The 22394-nt window shown below is 68.8% G+C and carries 17 protein-coding genes; 9 read left to right on the plus strand and 8 right to left on the minus strand.

Annotated features, from left to right (window positions below; translation table 11 throughout):
- Window positions 1-10: 10 nt before the first annotated feature.
- Window positions 11-595 (minus strand): TetR/AcrR family transcriptional regulator, encoded by a 585-nt coding sequence (locus tag EJJ38_RS05435; protein WP_205666109.1) that lies wholly within the window; start codon window positions 593-595, stop codon window positions 11-13.
- Window positions 596-841: 246 nt separating this feature from the next.
- Here EJJ38_RS05435 and EJJ38_RS05440 point away from each other — a divergent pair, with 246 nt between their 5' ends.
- Together EJJ38_RS05440 and EJJ38_RS05445 are read left to right on the plus strand one after the other, a co-directional pair.
- Window positions 842-2038 carry an acyl-CoA dehydrogenase gene (locus EJJ38_RS05440; RefSeq protein WP_127089110.1) on the plus strand — a complete coding sequence of 399 codons (1197 nt, stop codon included), beginning with the start codon at window positions 842-844 and terminating at the stop codon, window positions 2036-2038.
- A gap of 88 nt (window positions 2039-2126) precedes the next feature.
- On the plus strand, window positions 2127-3305 hold the full coding sequence (locus EJJ38_RS05445) for a CaiB/BaiF CoA transferase family protein (protein ID WP_127089111.1): 1179 nt from the start codon (window positions 2127-2129) through the stop codon (window positions 3303-3305).
- A gap of 27 nt (window positions 3306-3332) precedes the next feature.
- On the opposite strand, the gene EJJ38_RS05450 is transcribed toward EJJ38_RS05445, so the two are convergent.
- Genes EJJ38_RS05450 through EJJ38_RS05475 form a run of 6 tightly spaced genes read right to left on the minus strand, consistent with a single transcriptional unit; the run spans window position 3333 to window position 11953 of the window.
- The gene (locus EJJ38_RS05450) at window positions 3333-5054 is read right to left on the minus strand and encodes an ABC transporter ATP-binding protein (protein ID WP_127089112.1); all 1722 of its coding nucleotides are present in this window, start codon (window positions 5052-5054) and stop codon (window positions 3333-3335) included.
- A gap of 17 nt (window positions 5055-5071) precedes the next feature.
- Window positions 5072-6148: a siderophore-interacting protein gene (locus EJJ38_RS05455; RefSeq protein ID WP_127089113.1), complete on the minus strand. Its 1077-nt coding sequence runs from the start codon at window positions 6146-6148 to the stop codon at window positions 5072-5074.
- Window positions 6141-8126 (minus strand): Fe(3+)-hydroxamate ABC transporter permease FhuB, encoded by a 1986-nt coding sequence (gene fhuB / locus EJJ38_RS05460; RefSeq protein WP_127090278.1) that lies wholly within the window; start codon window positions 8124-8126, stop codon window positions 6141-6143. The genes EJJ38_RS05455 and fhuB overlap by 8 nt, the downstream gene beginning before the upstream one ends.
- A gap of 1 nt (window position 8127) precedes the next feature.
- The gene (locus tag EJJ38_RS05465; RefSeq protein WP_420836866.1) at window positions 8128-9018 is read right to left on the minus strand and encodes an ABC transporter substrate-binding protein; all 891 of its coding nucleotides are present in this window, start codon (window positions 9016-9018) and stop codon (window positions 8128-8130) included.
- Window positions 9015-9818 carry an ABC transporter ATP-binding protein gene (locus EJJ38_RS05470; protein WP_127089114.1) on the minus strand — a complete coding sequence of 268 codons (804 nt, stop codon included), beginning with the start codon at window positions 9816-9818 and terminating at the stop codon, window positions 9015-9017. Before EJJ38_RS05470 ends, EJJ38_RS05465 begins: the two co-directional genes overlap by 4 nt.
- On the minus strand, window positions 9818-11953 hold the full coding sequence (locus EJJ38_RS05475) for a TonB-dependent siderophore receptor (protein ID WP_127089115.1): 2136 nt from the start codon (window positions 11951-11953) through the stop codon (window positions 9818-9820). The genes EJJ38_RS05470 and EJJ38_RS05475 overlap by 1 nt, the downstream gene beginning before the upstream one ends.
- 279 nt (window positions 11954-12232) lie before the next feature.
- Here EJJ38_RS05475 and EJJ38_RS05480 point away from each other — a divergent pair, with 279 nt between their 5' ends.
- Complete coding sequence (locus tag EJJ38_RS05480) at window positions 12233-13114, plus strand: helix-turn-helix domain-containing protein (RefSeq protein ID WP_205666110.1); 882 nt, start codon at window positions 12233-12235, stop codon at window positions 13112-13114.
- A 6-nt stretch (window positions 13115-13120) separates the two neighbouring features.
- On the opposite strand, the gene EJJ38_RS05485 is transcribed toward EJJ38_RS05480, so the two are convergent.
- Window positions 13121-14488: a sugar porter family MFS transporter gene (locus EJJ38_RS05485; protein WP_127089117.1), complete on the minus strand. Its 1368-nt coding sequence runs from the start codon at window positions 14486-14488 to the stop codon at window positions 13121-13123.
- A 226-nt stretch (window positions 14489-14714) separates the two neighbouring features.
- Between EJJ38_RS05485 and cls the strand changes: the two genes are divergently transcribed.
- The 6 genes from cls to EJJ38_RS05515 all read left to right on the plus strand — a co-directional run bounded on the left by cls (window position 14715) and on the right by EJJ38_RS05515 (window position 22307).
- Window positions 14715-16160, plus strand: a complete 1446-nt coding sequence (gene cls / locus EJJ38_RS05490) for a cardiolipin synthase (protein ID WP_127089118.1) — start codon at window positions 14715-14717, stop codon at window positions 16158-16160.
- 538 nt (window positions 16161-16698) lie between these two features.
- Window positions 16699-16974, plus strand: a complete 276-nt coding sequence (locus tag EJJ38_RS05495; protein ID WP_127089119.1) for a YtcA family lipoprotein — start codon at window positions 16699-16701, stop codon at window positions 16972-16974.
- 3 nt (window positions 16975-16977) lie between these two features.
- Entirely contained in the window at window positions 16978-18066 is a 1089-nt protein-coding gene (gene mdtN / locus EJJ38_RS05500) for a multidrug transporter subunit MdtN (RefSeq protein ID WP_127089120.1), read from the plus strand.
- Entirely contained in the window at window positions 18050-19933 is a 1884-nt protein-coding gene (locus EJJ38_RS05505) for an FUSC family protein (RefSeq protein WP_127089121.1), read from the plus strand. The genes mdtN and EJJ38_RS05505 overlap by 17 nt, the downstream gene beginning before the upstream one ends.
- Window positions 19930-21480 carry a TolC family protein gene (locus EJJ38_RS05510; protein WP_127089122.1) on the plus strand — a complete coding sequence of 517 codons (1551 nt, stop codon included), beginning with the start codon at window positions 19930-19932 and terminating at the stop codon, window positions 21478-21480. Before EJJ38_RS05505 ends, EJJ38_RS05510 begins: the two co-directional genes overlap by 4 nt.
- 191 nt (window positions 21481-21671) lie before the next feature.
- Window positions 21672-22307, plus strand: a complete 636-nt coding sequence (locus EJJ38_RS05515) for a MarC family protein (protein ID WP_127089123.1) — start codon at window positions 21672-21674, stop codon at window positions 22305-22307.
- The last annotated feature ends 87 nt before the right edge of the window (window positions 22308-22394 follow it).

Raw genomic sequence — 22394 nt, forward strand, 5'->3', positions numbered from 1 at the left:
GCCGGTGGGGTCAGACCAGCCCCTTCACCATCAGGTCGTAATAATCGAGCGCGATCTCCTCGCCGCTCTTCTTGCCCGTGGGGCGGAACCAGCGGGTCATCCAGCTCAGCAGGGAGAGTACGGCACGCCCGGTCATGGCCACGTCCACCGGCCGGAAGGAGCCGTCCGCGATGCCGTCGGCGAGGATCTTGCGCAGCAGACCTTCATGGGCGTCGCGCAGCTCCAGCGCATCGTCCTTCAATTCCGCATTGGCCATGCCGGAATAGCCCACCAGCATGGTGACGAAGGCGTGGTAGTTCGCCTCGATGCAGGTGGCGTGGGCCACCATGAACTGGCGCAGGCGCTCGGGGGCGGGGTCGTTCGGCTGCACCGCGTTCACGGCGCTCTCATAGAGGGCCGCGAGCGTGGAGATGATGATGGCGTCGTAAATCTCCTGCTTGGAGGAGAAGTAATTGTAGATGGCGCCCTTGGAATAATTCATCGCCGCCGCCAGCTCGTTCAGGGAGCTGTCGGCAAAGCCCTTCTCCGCGAACAGGCGGGCGGCCTCCCGCAGGATTTCCGCACGCGGGTCGTCCAGCAGCGGGGGGCGCCCCATGCGCCGCTCCGGGGCGGCGGGCTTCTCCGATGCGGGGGCAGGGGCGTTGTGTTTCATCGGGCCTCGAACGAGAGCGTTTCCCTGCGGCCGGTGCGGCGGTTCGCATGCGGGAAGCGCGTTTAAACACAGACATGGAGCGTTTCAACGCTGCCGGTGCGGCGGAAACGCCGAAGCGGGTCGCAGCGCGTCTTGACTTGCCCAAAAAGATATATACTGACTGGTCGGAATGTAAATAAGGAGGCCGGAATGAGCGCCCCGTCTGCACCCGCGGTATTCGATTGGTCCGACCCGTTCGATCTGAACGGCCAGCTCACGGAAGAAGAGCGGCTGGTGCGCGACACCGCGCGCGACTATGCGCAGGAAAAGCTCCTGCCGCGCGTGACCTCCGCGTATCTCGATGAGCGCTTCGACCGCGAGATCATGAGCGAGATGGGTGAGCTGGGCCTGCTCGGCTCCACCATCCCCGCCGAATATGGCGGTGCGGGCCTTGGCTATGTCTCCTACGGTCTCGCCGCGCGCGAGGTGGAGCGGGTGGATTCGGGCTATCGCTCGGCCATGAGCGTGCAGTCCTCCCTCGTCATGCACCCCATCTATGCCTATGGCGACGAGGCCCAGCGCCAGAAGTACCTACCCAAGCTCGCCAGCGGCGAATGGGTGGGCTGCTTCGGCCTCACCGAGCCGGACGCGGGTTCGGACCCGTCGGGCATGCGCACCCGCGCCGAGAAGATCGACGGCGGCTATCGCCTCAACGGCGCGAAGATGTGGATCACCAATTCCCCCATCTCGGACCTTGCCGTGGTGTGGGCAAAGTCGGCCGCCCATGGCGACCAGATCCGCGGCTTCGTGGTGGAGCGCGGCATGAAGGGCTTCTCCACCCCCAAGATCGAGAAGAAGCTCTCGCTGCGCGCCTCCATCACCGGCGAGATCGTGCTGGAGAATGTGGAGATCCCCGAAGAGAACCTGCTGCCCAACGTGCAGGGCCTCAAGGGTCCGTTCGGCTGCCTCAACCGCGCCCGCTACGGCATCGCCTGGGGCGCCATGGGCGCGGCGGAAGCCTGCCTTTCGGCGGCGCGCCAGTACACGCTGGACCGCAAGCAGTTCAACCGTCCGCTGGCCGCCACCCAGCTGGTGCAGCGCAAGCTGGCCGACATGTCCACGGACATCGCCTTCGGCCTCCAGGCGTGCCTGCGCGCCGGCCGCCTGATGGATGACGGTGCCCTGCCGGTGGAGACCATCTCCTACATCAAGCGCAACAATTGCCAGAAGGCGCTGGATATCGCCCGCACCGCCCGCGACATGCATGGCGGCAACGGCATCTCGGCGGAGTTCCACGTCATTCGCCACGCGGCGAACCTGGAGACGGTGAACACCTATGAGGGCACCGCCGACATCCATGCGCTGATCATCGGGCGCGGCATCACCGGCATTCAGGCTTTCTTCTGAGTTTGGAAGACAGTCTGCATCACCCAGGCCCTCCCCCGCAGGGGGAGGGCGCTCTCGTTTGAGATGATACCCTTCGGACTTTCCCATCATGCCCCTTCCCCTCGCAGGCATTCGTGTCCTTGAGCTTGCGCGCATTCTCGCAGGCCCCTGGGCGGGGCAATTGCTCGCGGACCTCGGCGCCGAGGTCATCAAGGTGGAGCGTCCCGGCGCGGGCGACGACACGCGCGGCTGGGGCCCGCCCTTCATGAAGGGCGCGGACGGTGCGGATATCGGGGCGGCCTATTTTCATGCCACCAACCGGGGCAAACGGTCGGTGGCGGTGGATTTCGAGACCGAGGACGGCCAGAAGGTCATCCGCGCGCTGGCCGCGCGCACGGACGTGGTGATCGAGAATTTCAAGGTGGGCGGGCTCGCCAAATACGGGCTCGATTATGAGAGCCTCGCCAAGGACAATCCCCGCCTGGTCTATTGCTCCGTCACCGGCTTCGGCCAGGACGGTCCCTATGCCCCGCGCGCGGGCTACGACTATCTGGTGCAGGGCATGGGCGGGCTCATGGACCTGACCGGCCAGCCGGACGGCGAGCCCCAGAAGGTGGGCGTCGCCTTCGCCGACATCTTCACCGGCCTCTATGCCACGGTGGGCATCCTCGCGGCCCTGCGGCGGCGGGAGTCCACCGGCAAGGGCGGGCGCGTGGACATGGCGCTGCTGGACACCCAGGTGAGCGTTTTGGCCAACCAGGCCATGAACTATCTCGCCTCCGGCGTCGCGCCCCACCGCATGGGCAATGCCCATCCCAATATCGTGCCCTATCAGGTGTTTCCGGCTTCCGACGGCCACCTCATCGTGGCGGTGGGCAATGACGGGCAGTTCGCGCGCTTCTGCACCGCCATCGGCGCGCCGGAGCTGGCGCTCGACCCGCGCCACCACACCAATGCGGGGCGCGTCGCCAATCGCGACGAACTGACCGCCGCCATCGCCGCCCTCACCGCCACCTTCACCCGCGACGATCTTCTGGCGCGGCTGGAGAAGGCGGGCGTGCCCGCCGGTCCCATCAATACGGTGGCCCAGGTGTTCGAGGACCCGCAGGTGATCCATCGCGGGCTCAAGACGCAGTTGAAGGAAGCGGGCGGGGGCATGGTTCCGGCGGTGGGGAGCCCCATCGTCATCGATGGGCAGCGCATGGTCTCGCCCTGCGCGAGCCCGCGCCTCGGCGCCGACACCCAGGCCGTCCTCACTTTGCTGGAGCAGGTCTGCGCCCGGCGCTGAGCGCGTTTCCGAGCACCGGGGCGGGGTTCAGACCGCGAACTGGGTCTGGACCAGCCGGGAATAGAGCCCGCCCGCCGCCATCAGGTCGCGGTGCGCGCCCTGTTCCGCCACGCCCTGGCGGGTTACCACGATGATGCGGTCCGCATTGCGCACGGTGGAGAGGCGATGGGCGATCACCAAGGTGGTGCGGCCTTCCGAGAGCGCCGTCAGCGCCTTCTGGATCTCCATCTCGGTTTCGCTGTCCAGGGCCGAAGTGGCCTCGTCCAGGATCAGGATGGGCGGGTCCTTCAGGAACATGCGGGCGATGGCGAGGCGCTGCTTCTGGCCGCCGGAGAGCTTCACGCCCCGCTCACCCACAATGGTATCGAGACCGGCGGGCAGGCCCGCAATCATCTCGTCGAGCCGTGCGCGGTGGGCGGCGGAGACGATCTCCGCCTCGCCGGCGCCGAGCCGCCCATAGGCAATGTTTTCGCGGATGGTGCCGCTGAACAGGAAGACGTCCTGCTGGACGATGCCGATGGACCGGCGGAGTGAGGCGAGGGTGACGTCGCGCACGTCCTGGCCGTCAATGGTGATGCGCCCGGCGGTGGGTTCGTAGAAGCGCGGCAGCAGCGAGCACAGGGTGGTCTTGCCCGCCCCCGAGGGGCCGACGAAGGCCACCGTTTCTCCGGCCCGGATGTCGAGATTGAGGTTCGAGAAGACGGGCTTGTCGGCGCTGTAGCCAAAGCGCACCGCCTCATAGCGGATATTGCCGCTTACCCCAGACAGATCACGGGCGCCGGGCCGGTCGGCGATGTCCGGGCGGGTGGCCAGGAAGTCGAGATAGGATCGGAAACCGGCAATGCCTTTCGGGTAAATTTCGACGACTGCGGCGATCTTCTCCAATGGTCGGAAGAACACGCCCACGAGCAAGAGAAAGCTCACGAAACCACCGGCGCTCAGTTCGCCCCGGATGACGAACCAGGTCCCCGCCACCATCACCACCACCTGGGTCAGGCGCATGCCCAGATAGCTGAGCGCCATGTTGGCGGCCATGAGGCGGTAGGCGGCGAGCTTGGTGAGGCGGTAGCCGGAATTGTCGCGGGCGAAGAGGGAGCGCTCGTGCTCCTCATTGGCAAAGGCCTGGACCACGCGGATGCCGCCCACATTCTCCTCGATCCGCGCATTGAAGGCGCCGACCCGACCGAAGAGGGAGCGGAAATTCTCAGTCATATCACGGCCATAGCGGCTGGTGGCCCAGGCCACCACGGGGACGATGGCGCCCGTGATCAAGGCGAGGTGGACGTTCACCGTCAGCATCAAGAGGAAGGCGCCGATGAAGGTCATGATGGCCAGGAAGACATCCTCCGGCCCGTGATGGGCGACCTCGCCCACCTCTTCCAGGTTCTTGGTGAGGCGCCCCACCAGATGGCCGGTGCGGTGGTTGTCGAAGAAGGAGAAGGACAATTTCTGCAGATGGTCGAAGGCCTTACGGCGCATCTCCGTCTCGATGTTGATGCCCAGCATGTGGCCCCAATAGGTGACCACGGCCATGAGGCCGGTATTGAGCAGATAGAGCACCAGCAGGCCGCCGGCCGCCGTCATGATGAGGGGCCAGTCCTGGGCGGGGAGCAGGTGGTCGATGAACAGGGCCACCGCCAGGGGGAAGCCAAGCTCCAGCAGGCCGGAGAGGATCGCGCAGCCGAAATCGAGCACGAACAGGCCCTTATAGGGCGCATAATACGAGAAAAACTGCCTTATCGTGCCCATGTTCTTGGATGTTCCGCTCACTCGCCGATGTCTTCGCCCGTATGGCCGAGCCGCCAGTAGGCGGCTACCATGCGCCGCTCCTTCGCGACCCCCGCGCCCGAAACGAGCGCCCGGATGCGCCGCGCCTGCGCCTGCTCGCAGGCGACGAAGACGCTCAGTTCCGCCGGGTCCGCCAGCGGCACCGCCTCCCGCACCGCCGCCTCCAGCAGGTCCGCCCGGCCCGGTGCCGTGGTCCCGCGATGGAGATAGCGCAGATCGAGGGTGGCAGGCGAGGGGAGGTTCTGTTCCTCGTCCCGATCCTGCACCTCGATGCGCACCACGGCATGGGTGGAGGGGCTGAGCGTCTCCAGGCAGCGGGCGATGGCGGGCAGGGCGGTCTCGTCGCCCGCCAGCAGTACGTGGGCGGCAAGCGCAGGTGTCGCGCCGCCCGGCCCCAGCAGGCCGACCCGGTCGCCCGCCTGCGCGTGGCGGGCCCAGTCGGAGCCCGGTGTCTTATGGCCCCCGTGGAGCACCACGTCGATGGCGATCTCGCCCCGGGCCAGATCCACGGAGCGCACCGTATAGACCCGCGCCACCAGCGCGTCTGGCCCGGACGGCCAGATCATCCGCCCGTCCGCCGCCGCATGGGGCCAGACCGGCGGGCGGGCGGCGGGCGGGATGAGGACGCGCACATGATAGCTGCCGGAGGCGAAGTGGGCGGCGTCGCCGGCCAGCACCACCCGGCGCATGAGGGGCGTGACTTCTTCCGAGCGCACCACCGTCAGCTCGCGGAAGAAGGGCAGGGGACCCGCGCCCGCGCCGTCGCCCTGCCAGGCGATGTCGGGCGGCGTGCCGCCGGAGGCCCGGAGCATCCCTTCGGCGGTGTACATCTTGAGGAAGGCGAGGGCGCTGGGCGTCGGGCTCTCGCAGGCCGCCACCAGGAAGGCGCCCTCGGCGGCCAGCGTCAGCCGTCCGAAGCGCGGTGCCTCCAGCGCCACCCCGCGCGGAAGCGGCGTCAGGGCGGCATGATCGGCGAAATGGGCGCTGAGCGCGATGATCATGCGTTCCGGTTCGCCCACCTTCATGCGGGCATGGGCGGTGAGGGGCTCAGCCATGGCGGGCGTCTCCGCGCTGGAGCAGGAAGATGAGATAGGGCCCGCCGATGAGGGCGGCGAAGAAGCCCACGGGGATCTGGTAGGGGAAGGCGATGGTGCGCCCCAGCCAGTCCGCCAGCATCAACAGGTCCGCGCCGATGACGGCGGAGGCGAACAGGAAGGCGACGCCGCCTCCGAACCCAAGCAGGCGGGCGATATGCGGCCCCAGCAGGCCCACGAGGCTGAGCGGCCCCACGAAGAAGGCGGCGATGGCGGTCATGAGCGCCGCCAGAAGCGAGAGGGTCAGCCGCCCGCCCACCACCGGCACGCCCAGCGCCCGGCTCACGGGCGTGCCCAAAGGCAGGATGGCGAGCCAGCGAGCCAGCAGCGGCAGCGGTGCGAGCAGCAGGAGCGTGGCGCCCGCCAGCAGCAGCGCCTCCAGGCCGCCCACCCGGTCCGTGGAGCCGGCGAGCCAGCCCAGCAGCAGGAAGGTGTTCCAGCCGCCCGCCGCGAACACGGCGGACAGGATGGCAAGGCACAGGCAGCCCAAGGCGACGCCCGCCAGCAGCATGCGTTCCGGCCCGAAGCCGGTGCGCGCGCCCATGAGCAGGATGAAGACCAGCGCCCCCAGCGCCCCGGCCGCGCTGCCCGCCATGAGCAGGAGCGTTCCGGGCGTGTCCACCAGCAGGATGACCACGGCGATGCCGACGCCTGCGCCCGCGGCCACGCCCAGCACTTCAGGACCCGCCAGGGGATTGCCCGTGAGGCGCTGCATGAGCGCCCCCGCCGCGCCGAGCAGGGCGCCCGCCGCCGCCGCCGCCAGGGTGCGGGGCGCGCGGAAAGGGAGGAGATCGGCGAACAGGTCGCCCTGCGCCAGCAGCCAGCCTTGCCCGTTGCGGCCGAGGGTGAGCGTGACGAGCCCGATGAGGAGGCCGCCCGCCAGCAACATCACCACCATGCGCCAGGGATGGGCGCGGCGCGGGGTGGTCGCGCGGAGCATCGCCTGGGGCGGGGTTGTGGTCTTCACGCGCGGCAGCAGCCAGAGCAGCAGCGGCCCGCCCAGAAGGCCCACGGCGGCGCCGGTGGGGATCAGGTCTCCGCTGCTTCCCGCGCTCACCTGGATGAGGCTGTCGGCGATGGAGAGCAAGAGCGCCCCCACCAGGGGCGCGCGCCAGAGGATTTGCGACGGGGTGCGGGCGCCGGAGATGCGGGCAAGGGCGGGCGCGGCGAGGCCCACGAAGCCGATGATGCCCACCTGGGCGATGACGCTGGCGGCCAGCCACACGGCCAGCGCGATCACCAGCACCCGCACCGCCACCAGGGCGACGCCGAGGCTGCGCGCGCTCGCATCGTCCACGGCCAGCAATGTCAGGGGGCGCATGAGCGCCGCCGCCGCGAGGGCGCCCAGCGCAAGGCGGGTTCCGATGACGATGGCGCCGTCCCAGCTCTGCTGGTGCAGCGATCCCGCGCCCCAGATGAAGACGGAGAGCACATATTCCCCGCGCGCCAGGATGAGCGCGGTGGAGGCGGCGGCGGCCATGAGCGAGATGGTCATGCCCGCCACTACCACGGAGACCGGCTCCAGCTTGCGCCGCCAGCTCATGGCGATGACGAGGCCCACCGCCGCCGCCCCGCCCGCGAAGGCCACGCCCTCCCGCGACCAGGCGAGAAGGCCCGGCGCGGCCACGAGGCAGACGGTGAGCGCCAATTGCGCGCCCGACGCGATGCCCAGCGTGGACGGGTCCGCGATGGGATTGCGCAGCACCCGCTGGAGCAGCGCGCCCGACAGGCCGAGGGCGGCTCCGGCGAGGAGCGCGGTGGCGATGCGCGGCAGCGCGCTGTGCCAGAGCAGAGCCTCCTGCAGCCGCCGCACGGTCTCCGGGTCGCCGGGCAGATCGGGCCGCCGCAGCAAGGCGGCGAGGATGAGCAGGCCCGCCAGCGCGCACAGGCCGAGCCATGTCCAGGCGACGCGGCGGCGCCCTCCGGTGGCGAGAACCATCTCAGCCAAGGGCGTTTCCTCCCGGCGTGAGGAGGGCGGCGGTCAGCAGCCGCGCGAAGCGGGTGGCGGTGGGCAGGCCGCCGAACGGATTCATGGAGCCGAGCAGGTAGGTCCGCCGGTCGCGCACATTGGGCAGCGCCTGCCAGAGCGCGCTGCCGGGCAGCAGGCGCCGCGCGTCGGGCGGAACGGGGGGCAGGATGATGAGGTCGGCATCCGGGAAGCGGGCCAGCGTCTCCAGGCCGATGGGGGCGGAGGCGGAATAGGAGGTGTTCTGCGTCCAGGCATTGTCCAGCCCGAGGCGTGTCAGCACCTCGCCGAACATGCTGTCGGGGCCGAACACGCGGAAGTGCCGGGGATCGCCCAGATTGATGACGAGCACGGGCCGCCGGGGGCGGGCGGCGAGGTCCGCGCGGCAGCGCTCCAGGGTCGCCAGCGTCTGCCGGATCAGCGGTTCGGCGGCTTCCGGCCGCCCGACGGCGGTCGCGAGGCCGTGGGCGGCCTCCTCGGCGCGGGTGAAGGGTCGCCCGCCCCGCGCATAGATGGACAAGGTCTCCACCGGGGCGATGAGCCGGAGCTTGGGGTCGATCTGCGTATAGAAGGCAGAGTTGAAGATGATGTCCGGCCGCGCCATGCGCAGGGCCTCGAAATTGGGCATGCCGCGCAGGCCGAGATCCACCACGGAGGCGGGCACTTCGGGCTCCACCGCCACGGCGCGGAACAGCACCAGCTCGGCGGCGGCCACCGGCACGATGGACATGGCCAGCAGGGTTTCCAGCAGCGCCCAGTCGATGACGGCGACGCGCGGCAGGGCCGCCGCCCGCGCCACGGTGCCCGGCGCCGCGCACGCGGCAAGGCCGAAGGCAAGCATGGTGCGGCGGGAGAGGGCGCTCACAGAACGTAGCCCAATGGCGCCCCGCTCACGGGGTGGGGCATCACGCCCATGGGCACGCCATAGATGGCATGAAGGGTTTCGGGGGTGAGGATGTCCGTGCAGGCGCCCTGCGCCACGAGGCGCCCGCCGCGCAGCGCCACGAGGTCGTCGCAGGTGCGGGCGGCGAGGTTGATGTCGTGCAGAACCACGATCACCGCCATGCCGCTGCCCGCGAGGGTGAGGTCGCGGACGATGTCGAGCACTTCCATCTGGTGGGCGATGTCGAGGGCGGAGGTGGGCTCGTCCAGCAGCAGGCAGTCGGCATCCTGGGCCAGCATGACGGCCAGCCATGCCCTCTGGCGCTCGCCGCCGGAGAGATTGTCCACCTGCCGGTGCTCGAAGGCGGAAAGGCCGGTGCGGCGGATGGCGCCGTCAACGGCGGCGCGGTCCTCGTCGCCGAAGCGGCCCAGGGCGCCGTGCCAGGGATAGCGGCCGAGCGCCACCAGCTCGCGCACGCTCAGCCCGTCCGCCGCCGGGGTGAATTGCGGCATATAGGCGACCTTGCGGGCAAAGGCCCGCCCGCGCCATTCGGGGAGCGGGCGGCCTTCAAGGCGCACCGAGCCCGCGCTGGGTGCGAGCTGGCGGGCGAGCACCTTCAGGAGCGTGCTCTTGCCCGAGCCGTTGGGGCCGATGAGCCCATGGACCTTGCCGCGGGCCAAAGACAGGCTGAGGGGAGCCAGGATTTCCCGCTCCCCCGCCTTCATCATCAGCCCGTCAATCTCCCAGAGCGGCCTTTCGGCCGCGCCGTTTTCGTCCTGCATCACCATTTGTACGTGATCTGCGCCACCGCGGTGCGGCCATCGCCATAATAGCAGCCGAAGAAGCCGCAGCTCGACACATAGGTTTCGTTGGCGATGTTGTTGATGTTGATCTGGGCCTTGAATGGCCCGCGCTCGTAATGGACGGCGGCATCGAACAGGGTGTTGGAACCCAGGAGGATGTCGTTGTTGTCCAGCGCGTAGCGCTCGCCCACATAGCGCACGCCGCCGCCGAAGCCGAAGCCGGTCCACGCGCCGGTCTTGATGGTGTAGTCGAGCCAGAGGTTGGCCATGTTCTCCGGCACGTTGGCGGGCCGGTTTCCGGCATTCAGGCCCTGCGTGATCTCGGCATTCATGTAGGTGTAGTTGGCGATGAGGTTCAGGCCCTCCGCGAGGCTCGCCGTTCCGGAGAGTTCGAGGCCCTGGACATGCACTTCGCCGTTCTGGGTGTCGTAGCTGATGCCGCCGATGAGCTGGCTGGAGAGCACGTTGCTCTGGCGGATGTCGTAGATGGCCGCCGTGAAGAAGCCGTTCCAGCCCACCGGCTGGTACTTCACGCCAAGCTCATACTGCTCGCCCTTGGAGGGCTGGAACGGCGCGCCGCCCAAAGCGGTGGGCATGTTGCCGATGACCGGCTCGAACGAGGTCGAGTAGCTGAAATAGGGCGCGATGCCGTTGTCGAACAGATAGGTGAGGCCCACGCGGCCGGTGAGCGCGCTGTCGTCCTGGTCCTGCTCGGTGGTGGCGAAATTGGTGACGGTGGTGGAATCCGTCGTCGCCCAGTCCTGCCGCAGGCCCAAAGTGAGCAGCCACTTGCCGTAGCGGATCTGGTCCTGCGCATAGATGCCGGTCTGGCTGATATTGCCGTCCACCGACGACAGGTACCAGGGAACGTTGATGATCGGCTGGTTGTAGATCGGATTGATCATGCTCAGCGACGGCGCGTAGCCGAACTGCGTCAGGTTGTTCTCCGAATAGCGCCGGTAATCGAGGCCGAGCAGCAGCTTGTGGGTGAGCGCGCCGGTCTGGAAGTCACCCTGGATCTGGGTGTCGATGGTGATGGTGTTCTGGTCCTCGCTGTTCACGTTGGACCCGCGATTGGCGATGCTGGGATTGCTCGCGTCGAGGCCGGTGAAGTAGAGGTTGGTGTAATCCCAGTCCATCATCGTGTAGCGGGCGTTCTGGCGCACCTGCCACATGTCGTTGAACTTGTGCTGGAACTCGTAGCCGATATTGGTCAGCGTGCGGGTGGAATCGTCGTAGGACGGATCGCCCAGGAACAGGTTGGTGGACAACAGGTTCTTCAGCGGGCCCACGGTATATTGCTGGGGCAGGCCCACCGGCGTGCCGGCTTCGTCGCGCTGGATGCTGGCGAGCACCGTGAAGGACGTGTCGTCGCTGGGCTTCCAGGTGAAGGTGGGGGCGAGGAAGTAGCGGTTGTCGTCCACATAGTCGGTCTGCGTGCCGCTCTGGCGCGCAAGGCCGGTGAAGCGGTAGGACAGGTCGCTACCGATGAGGCCGCCCACGTCGAACGCGGCCGAGTAGCGATCGAACGTGCCGATCTCGCCCTGCACCTCGCCGAAAGTGGTGAAGGTGGCGCGCTTGCTCACCATGTCGATGAGGCCGCCGGGATTGCCCTGGCCGTAAAGCACCGAGGCCGGGCCGCGCAGCACGTCGATGCGCTCCAGGCCGTACTGCTCGATGGACACCGAGCCGTTGGTGCGCATCAGCTTCAGGCCGTTGAGATACTGGCTGTTGGCGGAAGAGAAGCCGCGGATGATGGGGGCGTCGAAGCGCGGGTCCACGCCGAAGGGCTGGCCGAGGACGCCGGCGCTGTATTCCAGCGCCTGTCCCACATTCTGCACGCCGCGCGCATCCATCTGGTCGCGCGTCACCACGGAGATGGACTGGGGCACCTCGATGAGGGGGGTGTCGGTCTTGGTTCCCGTCAGGGTCTGGCGCGCCACATAGCCCTGGACGGGACCGGTGGGCGATTCATGGGTAGTCTGGACGGTGATCTGGTCCAGCTCCACCGCCGTCGCCTGCTGGGCGCGTGCCGCCTGCGGCACCGCAAGCACCGCGCACGCGGCACTGCCAAGTAAGAAAGAACGCAGTTGCGTCCCAGAGCGTCCAGTCATTCCAGCATCCTTGCGCCGAAGTTCGTAGTTAAGAACTATTCAAAGTTTACGATTCTGATCGCAGGATCAGGCTTCGGGGTCTCTTAGCAATGGCATCTAGCTACGGATTGTTCGTTCCTCTTGCGCTTTGACGATTTTTGGCCTGATATCGCGGAATGTTCACGACGAGAAGTGAGAACAGCGTCTTTTCGTCGAACTTCAAAGTCATTCAAAACTACTGATGGTCGGCCGGGCGCAATGCGCGGGGTCGCCCGAAGATCAGCGGGACACCGGCCGCCCATGGCGTTTCAACCGCGCATGACATCCGCCATCGAAGGCATCACGCTGCTGGACGATCTGCGCTGGCGGCGCTGGAACGGCGTGGTGGCCGATGTCTGGCATGTGCTGTGCGAGCCGGGCGCGCGGGGGGAATATGTCTCCCGCGATGCCCGCCTGTTCGTGATGCTGGAGCGCGAGCAGGGCTTCACCCATCTGCGCCTCTCGCCCCAGGGCCGCGATTTGCCCGCCACCCGCGCGCCTCTGCATATGAGCTATGTGCCCGCCGACATGCCGCTCTGGTCGCGCATCGAGGAGGGCGGCGCGCTGCGCCATCTGGACCTGCATTTCGACGTGGCGACATTGTCCGAGCGCCTGGGCGAGGAACTGGACCCCGCGCGCCTGGAGCGTCCGCGCCTCGGCTTCACGGACGAGCGCATCCACGGCCTTGCCCGGCTGATCGCGCAGGAATGCGTGGGACCGGACGCCCGCCACGATCTCTATGGCGACAGCCTCGTCATGGCGCTGTTCATCGACCTGATGCAGCTGGCCCGCCGCGCGGCCCCCCGCCGCACGGCGCTGTCGGCGCGGCAGGTGCGGCGCGTGACCGCCTTCATCGAGGACAATTGCCTGCGCAACATCCGCCTGCAGGAGTTGGCGGATCTCACCGACCTGTCGCAATCCTATTTCAGCCACGCCTTCAAGGCGGCCACCGGGGTGCCGCCCTATCAGTGGCACATGAAGGCGCGCATGCGGCGGGTGGAGGAGATGCTCACCGATCCCGCTCTGCCGCTGACCCAGATCGCGGTGGATTCAGGCTTCGCCGACCAGGCGCACTTCACCCGCGTGTTCCGCCGCTTCTTCGGCCTCACCCCCGCCGCCTGGCGCCGGGAACGGCGCGGCTGAGGGGCCTCACCGGCCGCCGGCACCCTTCGCGCCCAGCTCGCGGAACGGGCGGCCGGAGCGCAGATGCGCCTCGATCTCCTCCAGCTCCACGCCGCTGGTCTCGGGCACATAGCGCCAGGTGAAATAGAGGCCGATGACGCACACCAGCGCATAGACCCCGAACACGCCCGACAGGCCGATCGTGTGCATGAGGCTGGGGAAAGAGAAGACCACCAGGAAGTTCATGCCCCAATTGGCCACCGACGCGACGCTCATGCCCAGCGCACGCACCTTCGGGGGAAAGATCTCCGACATCATCACCCACGGCAGCGGGCCGACGCTGGCGGCGAACGCGCCGATATAGACCACGAGCCCGATGATGGAGACGAGGTCGAGCCAGGCGATGTCCGTTGCCGCCCCGATCGCGATGGCGGCAAGGCTCACGGCGGTGCCGGCGAAGCCGATGAACAGCAGCGGCCGCCGCCCGAGCCGGTCGATGAGCGCCATGCCCACGAAGGTCATGAGCACGTTGACGACGCCGATGCCCATGGTGGCGAGCAATTGCACGGAATGGGAATCGAAGCCGGATTCCTTGAACACCGTGGGCGCGAAATAGATGACCGCGTTGATGCCACTGAGCTGCTGGAGCACGAACAGGCCGACGCCCACGATGAGGGCGGGGCGCACCGTGGGGGTGAGCAGTTCCGCCCACCCCGCCCGCCGCGCCGGTCCCTCCGCCGCCTGCTGGATGGCGGCAAGCTCGCTCTCCACCTCGGGAGCCGTGGGCGCGATGCCGCGCACCTTGGCGATCACCGCGCGGGCTTCGCGCGTGCGGCCCTTGGAGACCAGCCAGCGGGGCGTGTCGGTCATGACGAAGATGCCGACGAACAGCGCGATGCCGGGCAGGGCGCCCATGACGAACATGGTGCGCCAGGATTCGGCGAACACATAGCCCACCAGATAGGCGCCCACGATGCCCAGCGTGATGGCGAGCTGGTAGATGGAGACCAGCATGCCGCGCTTCTCGGCCGGGGCATTCTCGGAAATATAGAGGGGCGCCACGATGGCGGCGACGCCGATGGCGAAGCCGAGCACGAGGCGCGCCAGGATCAGCACCAGCGTGTCCGGCGCCATGGCCGCGAGGACCGCGCCCACCACGAACAGGGCGCCCGCGAACAGCAGCGAGGCGCGCCGCCCGAGGCTTTCAGCGATCCGCCCGGCGATGATGGAGCCGAACAGCGCGCCCAGCGGCACCGCCGCCGTGACCACGCCCTCCATGACCGGGGCGATGCCGAATTGCGGCCGCAGGAGATAGAGCGCGCCGGCAATGACGCCTTCGTCGAAGCCGAACAGAAAGCCGGCCATGCCCGCGATGGCGGCAACCAGATAGATCATGCCCCGACCCCCCCAACCATTTTGGCGCGCAGTTCCCGCGCGTTTTCCCCTGGCGCGATCATCCATGGCGGGCGCGCGGGGACAGTGCGTTCCAGCAAACAGATAGAGGGTTTCCATGACGGCGTGAAACACTCAAACGCGCGTATCCAACGGGCAGATGCGGACGCTTCGCAGACCGGGCGAACGTGGTTTAATGCGCGCCCCGCCACGGTGACCCTTCGCCCGCATGCATGATTCCGCAATTCTCGCCTGGATGCTGTTCTTCGCCCAGGCGTTCATCCAGCTTCTCTTCATGGTGCGCGCCGTGCTGCGCCCGCATCGGGAGCCCGCCGCCCGCTTCGCCTGGGTGCTGGTGATCGCGCTGGTGCCGGTGGTGGGCGTGGTCGCCTATGTGCTGTTCGGCGAGATCAATCTGGGGCGGAACCGGCTCGCCAGCCTGAGGGCCGCCTTGGCCAAGCTGCCGCGCGCGGACGAGGTGGCCGGCCCCTCCGCCGAAGCCGCGCTGCCGGACCGCTTCGTGCCGCTGTTCCGCGTGGGCCAGTCGGTGAGTTATTTCGCGCCGGTGGCGGGCAACCGGGCGACGCTCATGCCGGATTCCGCCGCCGCCATCGACGCCATGGTGGCGGACATCGACGCGGCGCGGGAGAGCGTCCATGTGCTCTTCTATATCTGGCTCGGCGACGGCAGCGGCCTGAAGGTGGCGGACGCCCTGCGGCGGGCGGCGGCGCGCGGCGTCACCTGCCGGGCCATGGCGGATGATGTGGGCTCGCGCGCCTTCATCCGCTCCCCCCACTGGCGGGACCTGGAGAAGAGCGGCGTGAAGGTGGCCGCCTCCCTGCCCGTGGGCAATCCGCTCATGCGTCCCTTCAAGGGGCGCATCGACATGCGCAACCACCGCAAGATCGTGGTCATCGACAATGCCATCACCTATTGCGGCAGCCAGAATTGCGCCGATGCCGCCTTCGCGGTGAAGGCCCGCTTCGCGCCCTGGGTGGATATCATGGCCCGGTTCGAGGGGCCGGTGGTGCGTCAGAACCAGCATGTGTTCGCCAGCAACTGGATGGCGCAGGTGAATGAGGATCTCGGCCCGCTGCTCGCCCAGCCGCTTGCGCCCGCAGGCCCCGGCTTCATCGCCCAGGTGGTCGCCACGGGGGCGGCGGTGCGCTACTCGGCCATGCCGGAGACCTTCGTCTCCCTCATGAATGCCGCGCGGCGCGAACTGGTGATCACCACGCCTTATTACGTGCCCGACGAACCCCTCCAGGCGGCCCTGTGCGCCAGCGCGCGGCGCGGGGTGAACACCACCATCATCTTTCCCAAGCGCAACGATTCCTGGATCGTGGCGGCGGCGAGCCGCAGCTATTACGCGGAATTGCTGGAGGCGGGGGTGCAGATCCACGAATATGTGGGCGGCCTGCTGCACGCCAAGACGCTGACCCTGGACGGCGCGATGACGCTGATCGGCTCGGCCAATATCGACCGGCGCAGTTTCGAGCTGAACGCGGAGAACAACATTCTCCTGCACGACGCCGAATTCACGGACGCGGTGCGCGCCCGCCAGCAGGTGTTCCTGGAGGCTTCCCAGCCGGTGACGCGCCCGCAGGTGGCCGCCTATAGCCGCTGGCGCCGTCTCCTCAACAATTCCATCGCCATGCTGGGCCCGGTTCTCTAGGGCGTTTCAGCCTTTGATGGATCCGGCGGATTTTCTAAATAGCCAGCGTCATGGCCGGGCTTGTCCCGGCCATCCACGGGGCTCCGCTGGGTGCCCGCTCGACGCAGAGGCGTGGATGCCTGGGACGAGCCCGGGCATGACGGGTCTCAGGAGTTGGAAACCATCCATCGCCCTAAGTGCCGACCAGCGCTGACGCTGGATCGCGGTATCGCCCCGCGCATGACGGGACTTAAGAGGCTCAAATCCGTCCATCGCTCCGAATGTCGATCAGGCTCTCACTTGTTGAGTGAGTGCGGTCCCGCCTCGGCAACCCCTTGTTTCAGGCCGCCCGGCAGGGCGGCGGGAGCGGTGCACGCAACGCCTTGTTGCGACTCAGTTTTGCAGTTATCCCGAAACCTGCAGTCGGCATTGGCGACGGCTTCCATCGGCCGGTATTTGCCCGGCCATGACGCATCTTTTTGCCGGGGATGGCCGATTGCCCGACCGTGCCGCGCCATTCAGGTCTTTGAGCGATGGGAAGGGCCGGGCTCTTCCCCGGATGCCGCTTTCCCTGCGCCGGCCCTTGGGTGTCGGCCTTGCCTGCCTGCCGCTGGGCGGCTGTGTCTCGGCCGGGGCGCCGTCCTTGTCCTTCTTCGGCGCCTATTTCCCCTCCTGGCTCGCCTGCACGCTCATCGGCATTTTGGGCGCGATCCTGGTGCGCATGGTGCTCATCCGCCTCGCGATTGACGACGCCTTGCCCGCGCGCCTGCTGATCTATGTGTGCATCGCCGCCGCCATCGGCTTTCTCGTCTCCCTCTTGGGCTTCGGGCGCTAGGCCATGGACACCACGCCCAATACGGAACCCGCCCCGCAGCCCGCGACCGCACCGCTCCACGTCTCCCGGGCTCGCTCGGTGGCCGCCATCGTGGCGCTGGTGGCGGTGGTGGGCGCGGTGCTGCTGGGCTGGCGCTATATCCGCGCGGCCGAGAACAATCCCCTGTCCGACGATGCGGTCATCACCGCCGAGGTGGTGAATGTCGCCCCCTCGGTGGCCGGGCGCGTGGTGACGTTCGGGGTCAAGGAGAATGGGACCGTCCGCAAGGGCGAGCTTCTGTTCGCCCTCGATCCCACCACCTACCGGCTCGCCGTGGAGCAGGCAGGGGCCGACCTGCGGCTGGCGGAGGCGGCGGAGGCGGACAAGCGCCGCGTGGTGTCGGCGGAGCGCGCCAATGCCGAGATCGCCCGCGAGCAGGTGGTGCGCGCGCGCCAGAATCTGGACCTCGCCACCCAGACCCTGGCGCGGCTGGAGGCCATGCGGCCCAAGGGCTATGTGAGCGCGCAGCAGGTGGACGACGCCGCCACCGCCAAGAGCGATGCCGAGGTGAGCCTGAAGCAGGCCCTCAAGCAGGAAGCGGCGGCCGACGTGCTGGTGAGCGACACCGCCGCCGCGCAGGCGCTGGTGTCGGCGCGCCGCGCGGCCCTTGCCATTGCCGAGCGCGCGCTGGCGGAAACGCAGATGAAGGCGCCCTTCGACGGCAAGGTGGTGGGGCTGCAGGCAGCGACGGGCGGCTTCGTGCTGCCCGGCCAGTCTGTGTTCACGCTCATCGATACCGGCGCTTGGTACGTCTCCGCCGCCTTCCTGGAAACCGAGCTTCCCGCCATCACTATCGGCGACTGCGCCACCGTCTACGCATTGGCCGACCGCACGCGGGCGATCAAGGGGCGCGTGGAGGGCATCGGCTGGGGCGTGTCATCGGAAGTGCAGATCGCCCTGCCGCGCAACATGCCCATCGTGCCCAAGACCCTGGACTGGGTGCGGGTGGCGCAGCGCTTTCCCGTGCGCATCCGCCTGCTGGACCCGCCCGAGGACCTGATGCGCGTCGGCGCCTCGGCAACCGCGACCGTGCATCATGGCCGCGGCTGCTGATCATCCCTGGCACCGGGTGGGCCGCCAGGTGCTGGCGGACCTTCTCCCCTTCGAGGGGCGCTTCGCCATGGCGTGGCGGGTGGCGCTGCTGTGCGCGCTGGTGGCGGGCACGGCCATGATCTTCAAGGTGCCGGAATCCGCTATCGGCTGCTATCTCATCATCTTCCTCTACCGGCCGGATGGCGCGGAAGGGGTGGGGCAGGCCATCGGCATCATCGCGCTGGTGAGCATCGTGGTGCTCGCCATGGCGCCGGTCATCCAGGCCACGGCGGATTCCCCGCTCATGCGGCTCGCCGTCATCGCCGGGGTCTCCTTCGCCTTCGTCTTTCTCGGCTCCGCCTCCGTGCTGGGGGAGCAGAGTTCCATCGTGGCCCTGGTGGTGGCCTTCATCCTCACTTTGGTGGACCGCCTGCCGGCGGGCGAGATCGCCACGCGCGGCCTGCTCTATGCGGCGCAGATGGCCTGCATGCCCATGGTGCTGATGATCGGCTTCAACCTGGTGCTGGGCACCGGCCCCCACACGCTGCTGCGCCGGACCATCGCCGAGCGCCTGCTGGCGGGGGCGGACGCGCTGGAGGGGCGGGGGCGCGGGAAGCTGAACGACGCGCTGGGCGAGGGCCGGGCGGAGAGCGACAAGCAGGTGCAGCTTGCGGGCCTGTTCCACACCACGCCCGCCGTCGCGCTGCGCTGGCTCGCCGGGGCGGCGGAGACCAGCTACCGCTATCTGATCGCCGTGGCGGCCCTCTCCTCCACCGGCACGCGGGCGTCCGCTTCGCCGGAGGCCCGCGAGCGGCTGGCGGCGACAAGCCGGACATCTGCGGCGGCCATCGCAGCGGGCCGCGCCCCTGCGCCGCCGGAGCCGGCGGGCGAGGGGCAGGGCGCTGTGGCCGCTGCCTGGGCGGCGCTGGCGGGCCTCGCGCGGCCGGACGGGGGCAGCAAGGGCACGCCCGCCAAGACGCCCTTCCTCAAGGCCGACGCCTTCACCAATCCGGACCACCAGCGCTATGCGCTGAAGACCACGGGCGCGGCGGTCACCTGCTATCTGGTCTATTCGCTCATCGACTGGTCGGGCATCCACACGGCCATGATCACCTGCTACGTGGCGGCGCTGGGCACCACGGGCGAGACGGTGCACAAGCTGGCCTTGCGCATCTGCGGCTGTCTCATCGGCGCCGCCATGGGCATCGGCGCCATCCTGTTCGTCATCCCGCATCTGTCCTCGGTGGGCGGGCTGATGGTGCTGGTCTTCCTCGCCATCCTGCCCGCCGCCTGGGTGTCGGTGGGCAGCGAGCGCATCTCCTATGGCGGGGTGCAGATCGGCCTCGCCTTCCTGCTCACCATCCTCAACGGCTTCGCGCCGAGCCTGGACATGGATTCCGCCCGCGACCGCGTCATGGGCATCCTGCTGGGCAATCTCGTCGTCTATCTCTTCTTCACCGGCCTGTGGCCCAAGAGCGCGGTGCGCGAGGTGCATGAGCGGCTGGCGCGGGTGCTGGGCCTCCTCGCCCGCCTCGCCGCCATGGGGCCGCAGCAGCGCTACGACGCGGTGAGCGACGCCGCGCTGGTGGAGAGCGAGCTGGCCGCCATGGACGGGCTTCTCGATCTCCTGCCCTTCGAGCCCGCCCGCGCGCGGCCGTCCGCCGCTGCCGTGGCGCGCATGTCCGCGACGCTGCGGGAGGCGCGCGACCTGCTGCCGCTGCTCATGCTCGCCCCCGCGCCCAATCCGCAGGCCGCCCGCCACCTCTCCGCCGCCGCCGCGCGGCTGGAGGAAGGTGGTCCTGCCGGCAGGGCGGGGACGGGGCAGGGGACGGCCGGGGACGACATCGCCCAGCGCGCCGGGCGCATCGCCCATCTGGTGGCGGCATGAGCCGGCGCGCGCTTTCTCTCCCCCTCATGGCGCTGTTGCTGGGCGCGGCCCTTGCCGGCTGCGCCACGCAGGCGCTCCAGACCGCCCCGCAGGACGCCGCCGCGCCCTGGACGCCGAACGATCCGCCGGGCGGCGTCGGCATGTTGTCCGGCGAGCGCCCGCCCCAGGACGGGACGTCGCCGCAGGCGACCAAGGTGTTCGCCGTGCCCGCCGAGCCGCAGGTGGCGGAGCTGCAGCCCGTGCCGGCAACGGTGCCGGGCAAAGCCTATGGGCTCGCCGACCTCATCGACGTGGCCCAGACCCAGAACCCCGCCACCCGCATCGCCTGGCAGCAGGCGCGGCAGGCGGCGCTGGCCACGGGCATGGTGGAGGCGAGCTTCCTGCCCTTCATCTCGGCCAATGTGATCGGCGGCTACCAGAAGCTCTCCACGCCCTTGCCGGTGCCGCTGCCGGGGGTGAATTCCCTCAGCAACGAGGTGTCCGGCGTCTCCCCGCAGATCGCGCTGCAATGGCTGGTGTTCGATTTCGGCCAGCGCGCCGCGCTGCACGAGACCGCGCGGCAGAATGCCAATGCCTCCAACATCCTGTTCAACGGGGTGCACCAGAAGATCATCTATGACGTCACCCGCGCCTATTTCCTCTACGGCGCCGCGCGCAGCCGCGTGACCATCGCGGAGCAGAATCTCGCCAATAGCCGCCGCATCGAGGAGGCCGCGCAGTCGCGCATGGCCAACGGGCTCGGCACCACGGTGGAAGTGGCGCAGGCCCGCCAGCAGGTGGCGCAGGCGCGCTTCGGCCTCGTCCAGTCCCAGGGCGGGGAGCGCGATGCCTATCAGGCCCTTTTGGGCGCCATGGGCGTCTCGCCGCTGGCGCAGATCCGCGTGCGGGAGGCCAACGGGCGCGCCTTGCCCGAGAGCGTCGGTGCCCCCACCGAGCGCATGATCAAGGCGGCGCTGGTCCAGCGGCCGGACGTGCTGGCGAGCTTCTCGGCGCTGAAGGCGAGCGAGGCGGGCATCACAGCCGCCCAAGCGGAATTCGCGCCCAAAGTGTTTCTCGGCGCGGTGGCCGCCACCGGCAATACCAGCCTGTCGGCCACCGGCCTGCCCACCATCGGCCAGCAAAGCTCCGCCTCCGGCTTCATGATGGGCGCCACCATGCCGCTCTATGACGGCGGCCTGCGCGCGGCGCGGCTGAAGGGGGCGGAATCGCTGGCGGATGCCTCCCAGGCCACCTTCCAGAAGGTGCGCGACGCGGCGGCGCGCGAGATCGTGGTGGCGGCGGACACGCTGCGCTCCGCGCTCGCTTCCTACCGCGCCGCCACGGAACTCGCGAGCGCCGCCGCCGTGACCTATGACGCGGCGTTCGATGCCTACAAGAACGGGCTCGGCACCATCACGGCGGCCACCGTCGCCGATAGCGGCCTCATCACCGCCCGTCAGGCGAAGACGGACGCCCATGCGGCCTCGCTGGTGGCGGCGGCCAACCTCGCCTTTGTGCTGGGCGCCATGACCTCCGCCGACATGGCGGGCGGGCTGCTGGCGCGATAGGCCCTCCGGGTCGGCCGCGGGTGGGCAGGGCCGCGCAAATCAGGCACAAGGGTTTTGAGCAGGTTCCGATCTGGATTGCATGGCCGTCCGTTCGGTAAAACCTTTTCATTTCAGGGTGGGAGGCGAACCACCGGAGGGTGCCTGTCGATCGGGTCGCGCTCCGGGATTGCCATAAGGGAGTACCGGGCATCATGGATTTCACGCTGACCGCGAAATTGTTCGCCGCGCTGTTCGCGATCATGAGCCCGCTGAGCATCGTCCCCATCTTCCTGGCCCTGACGGCGGATCTCAGCCCGGCCGGGCGGCGCAGCACGCTCATCGCCATGGTGGCCACGGTGACCATTGGCGGCCTCGTCTGCGCCCTGGCGGGACATGCGCTGCTGGGCCTGTTCGGCATCGATGTGGCCCATTTCCGGCTGGCCGGCGGGCTCATCGTGCTGATGATCGCCCTCTCCATGCTCAGCGGCGACGACCACGCCTCCCATAAGGGCAGCGACGCGGAGAAGGAGCAGTTCAAGTCCACGTCCAATCCCGGCGTCTATCCGCTCGGCCTGCCCATCGCGCTCGGGCCGGGCACCATGGCCACCATCATCGTCTATGCGCAGGAAACGCAGGAGCCGAGCAAGCTGGTGGGCTTCTATGCGGGGCTCGTGGGCTATCTGGTCTTCTTCGCCGCCGCCATGGCGCTGGCGCCGCTGCTGGGCTCACGGCTGTCGCCCACCGCCCTGTCCATCTCCAAGCGCCTCATGGGCATCATCCTGGCGGCCATCGCCATGGAGATGGTGGGCGGCGCGCTCGGCGCCATGTTCCCGGGTTGGTTGCGCTAAGGGTGGATCGGCATTCGGATCGATGGACGGCTACGAGCCTCTTAAGGCCCGTCATAGCCGGGCGTGTCTGTTTGAAGTGTGGTGAAA

The organism is Aquabacter cavernae (genome assembly GCF_003993795.1).
GTDB classification, from domain to species: Bacteria; Pseudomonadota; Alphaproteobacteria; order Rhizobiales; family Xanthobacteraceae; genus Aquabacter; species Aquabacter cavernae.

What these genes read in the sequence shown, in the direction of transcription:
- cls (WP_127089118.1), top strand. Translation starts at nt 14,715, where the DNA reads ATGCATGATTCCGCAATTCTCGCCTGGATGCTGTTCTTCGCCCAGGCG.
- EJJ38_RS05455 (WP_127089113.1), bottom strand. Translation starts at nt 6,148, where the DNA reads ATGGCTGAGCCCCTCACCGCCCATGCCCGCATGAAGGTGGGCGAACCG.
- EJJ38_RS05435 (WP_205666109.1), bottom strand. Translation starts at nt 595, where the DNA reads ATGGGGCGCCCCCCGCTGCTGGACGACCCGCGTGCGGAAATCCTGCGG.
- EJJ38_RS05510 (WP_127089122.1), top strand. Translation starts at nt 19,930, where the DNA reads ATGAGCCGGCGCGCGCTTTCTCTCCCCCTCATGGCGCTGTTGCTGGGC.
- EJJ38_RS05445 (WP_127089111.1), top strand. Translation starts at nt 2,127, where the DNA reads ATGCCCCTTCCCCTCGCAGGCATTCGTGTCCTTGAGCTTGCGCGCATT.
- EJJ38_RS05470 (WP_127089114.1), bottom strand. Translation starts at nt 9,818, where the DNA reads ATGCAGGACGAAAACGGCGCGGCCGAAAGGCCGCTCTGGGAGATTGAC.
- mdtN (WP_127089120.1), top strand. Translation starts at nt 16,978, where the DNA reads ATGGACACCACGCCCAATACGGAACCCGCCCCGCAGCCCGCGACCGCA.
- EJJ38_RS05450 (WP_127089112.1), bottom strand. Translation starts at nt 5,054, where the DNA reads ATGGGCACGATAAGGCAGTTTTTCTCGTATTATGCGCCCTATAAGGGC.
- EJJ38_RS05495 (WP_127089119.1), top strand. Translation starts at nt 16,699, where the DNA reads ATGCCGCTTTCCCTGCGCCGGCCCTTGGGTGTCGGCCTTGCCTGCCTG.
- fhuB (WP_127090278.1), bottom strand. Translation starts at nt 8,126, where the DNA reads ATGGTTCTCGCCACCGGAGGGCGCCGCCGCGTCGCCTGGACATGGCTC.
- EJJ38_RS05515 (WP_127089123.1), top strand. Translation starts at nt 21,672, where the DNA reads ATGGATTTCACGCTGACCGCGAAATTGTTCGCCGCGCTGTTCGCGATC.
- EJJ38_RS05480 (WP_205666110.1), top strand. Translation starts at nt 12,233, where the DNA reads ATGGCGTTTCAACCGCGCATGACATCCGCCATCGAAGGCATCACGCTG.
- EJJ38_RS05505 (WP_127089121.1), top strand. Translation starts at nt 18,050, where the DNA reads ATGGCCGCGGCTGCTGATCATCCCTGGCACCGGGTGGGCCGCCAGGTG.
- EJJ38_RS05485 (WP_127089117.1), bottom strand. Translation starts at nt 14,488, where the DNA reads ATGATCTATCTGGTTGCCGCCATCGCGGGCATGGCCGGCTTTCTGTTC.
- EJJ38_RS05440 (WP_127089110.1), top strand. Translation starts at nt 842, where the DNA reads ATGAGCGCCCCGTCTGCACCCGCGGTATTCGATTGGTCCGACCCGTTC.
- EJJ38_RS05475 (WP_127089115.1), bottom strand. Translation starts at nt 11,953, where the DNA reads ATGACTGGACGCTCTGGGACGCAACTGCGTTCTTTCTTACTTGGCAGT.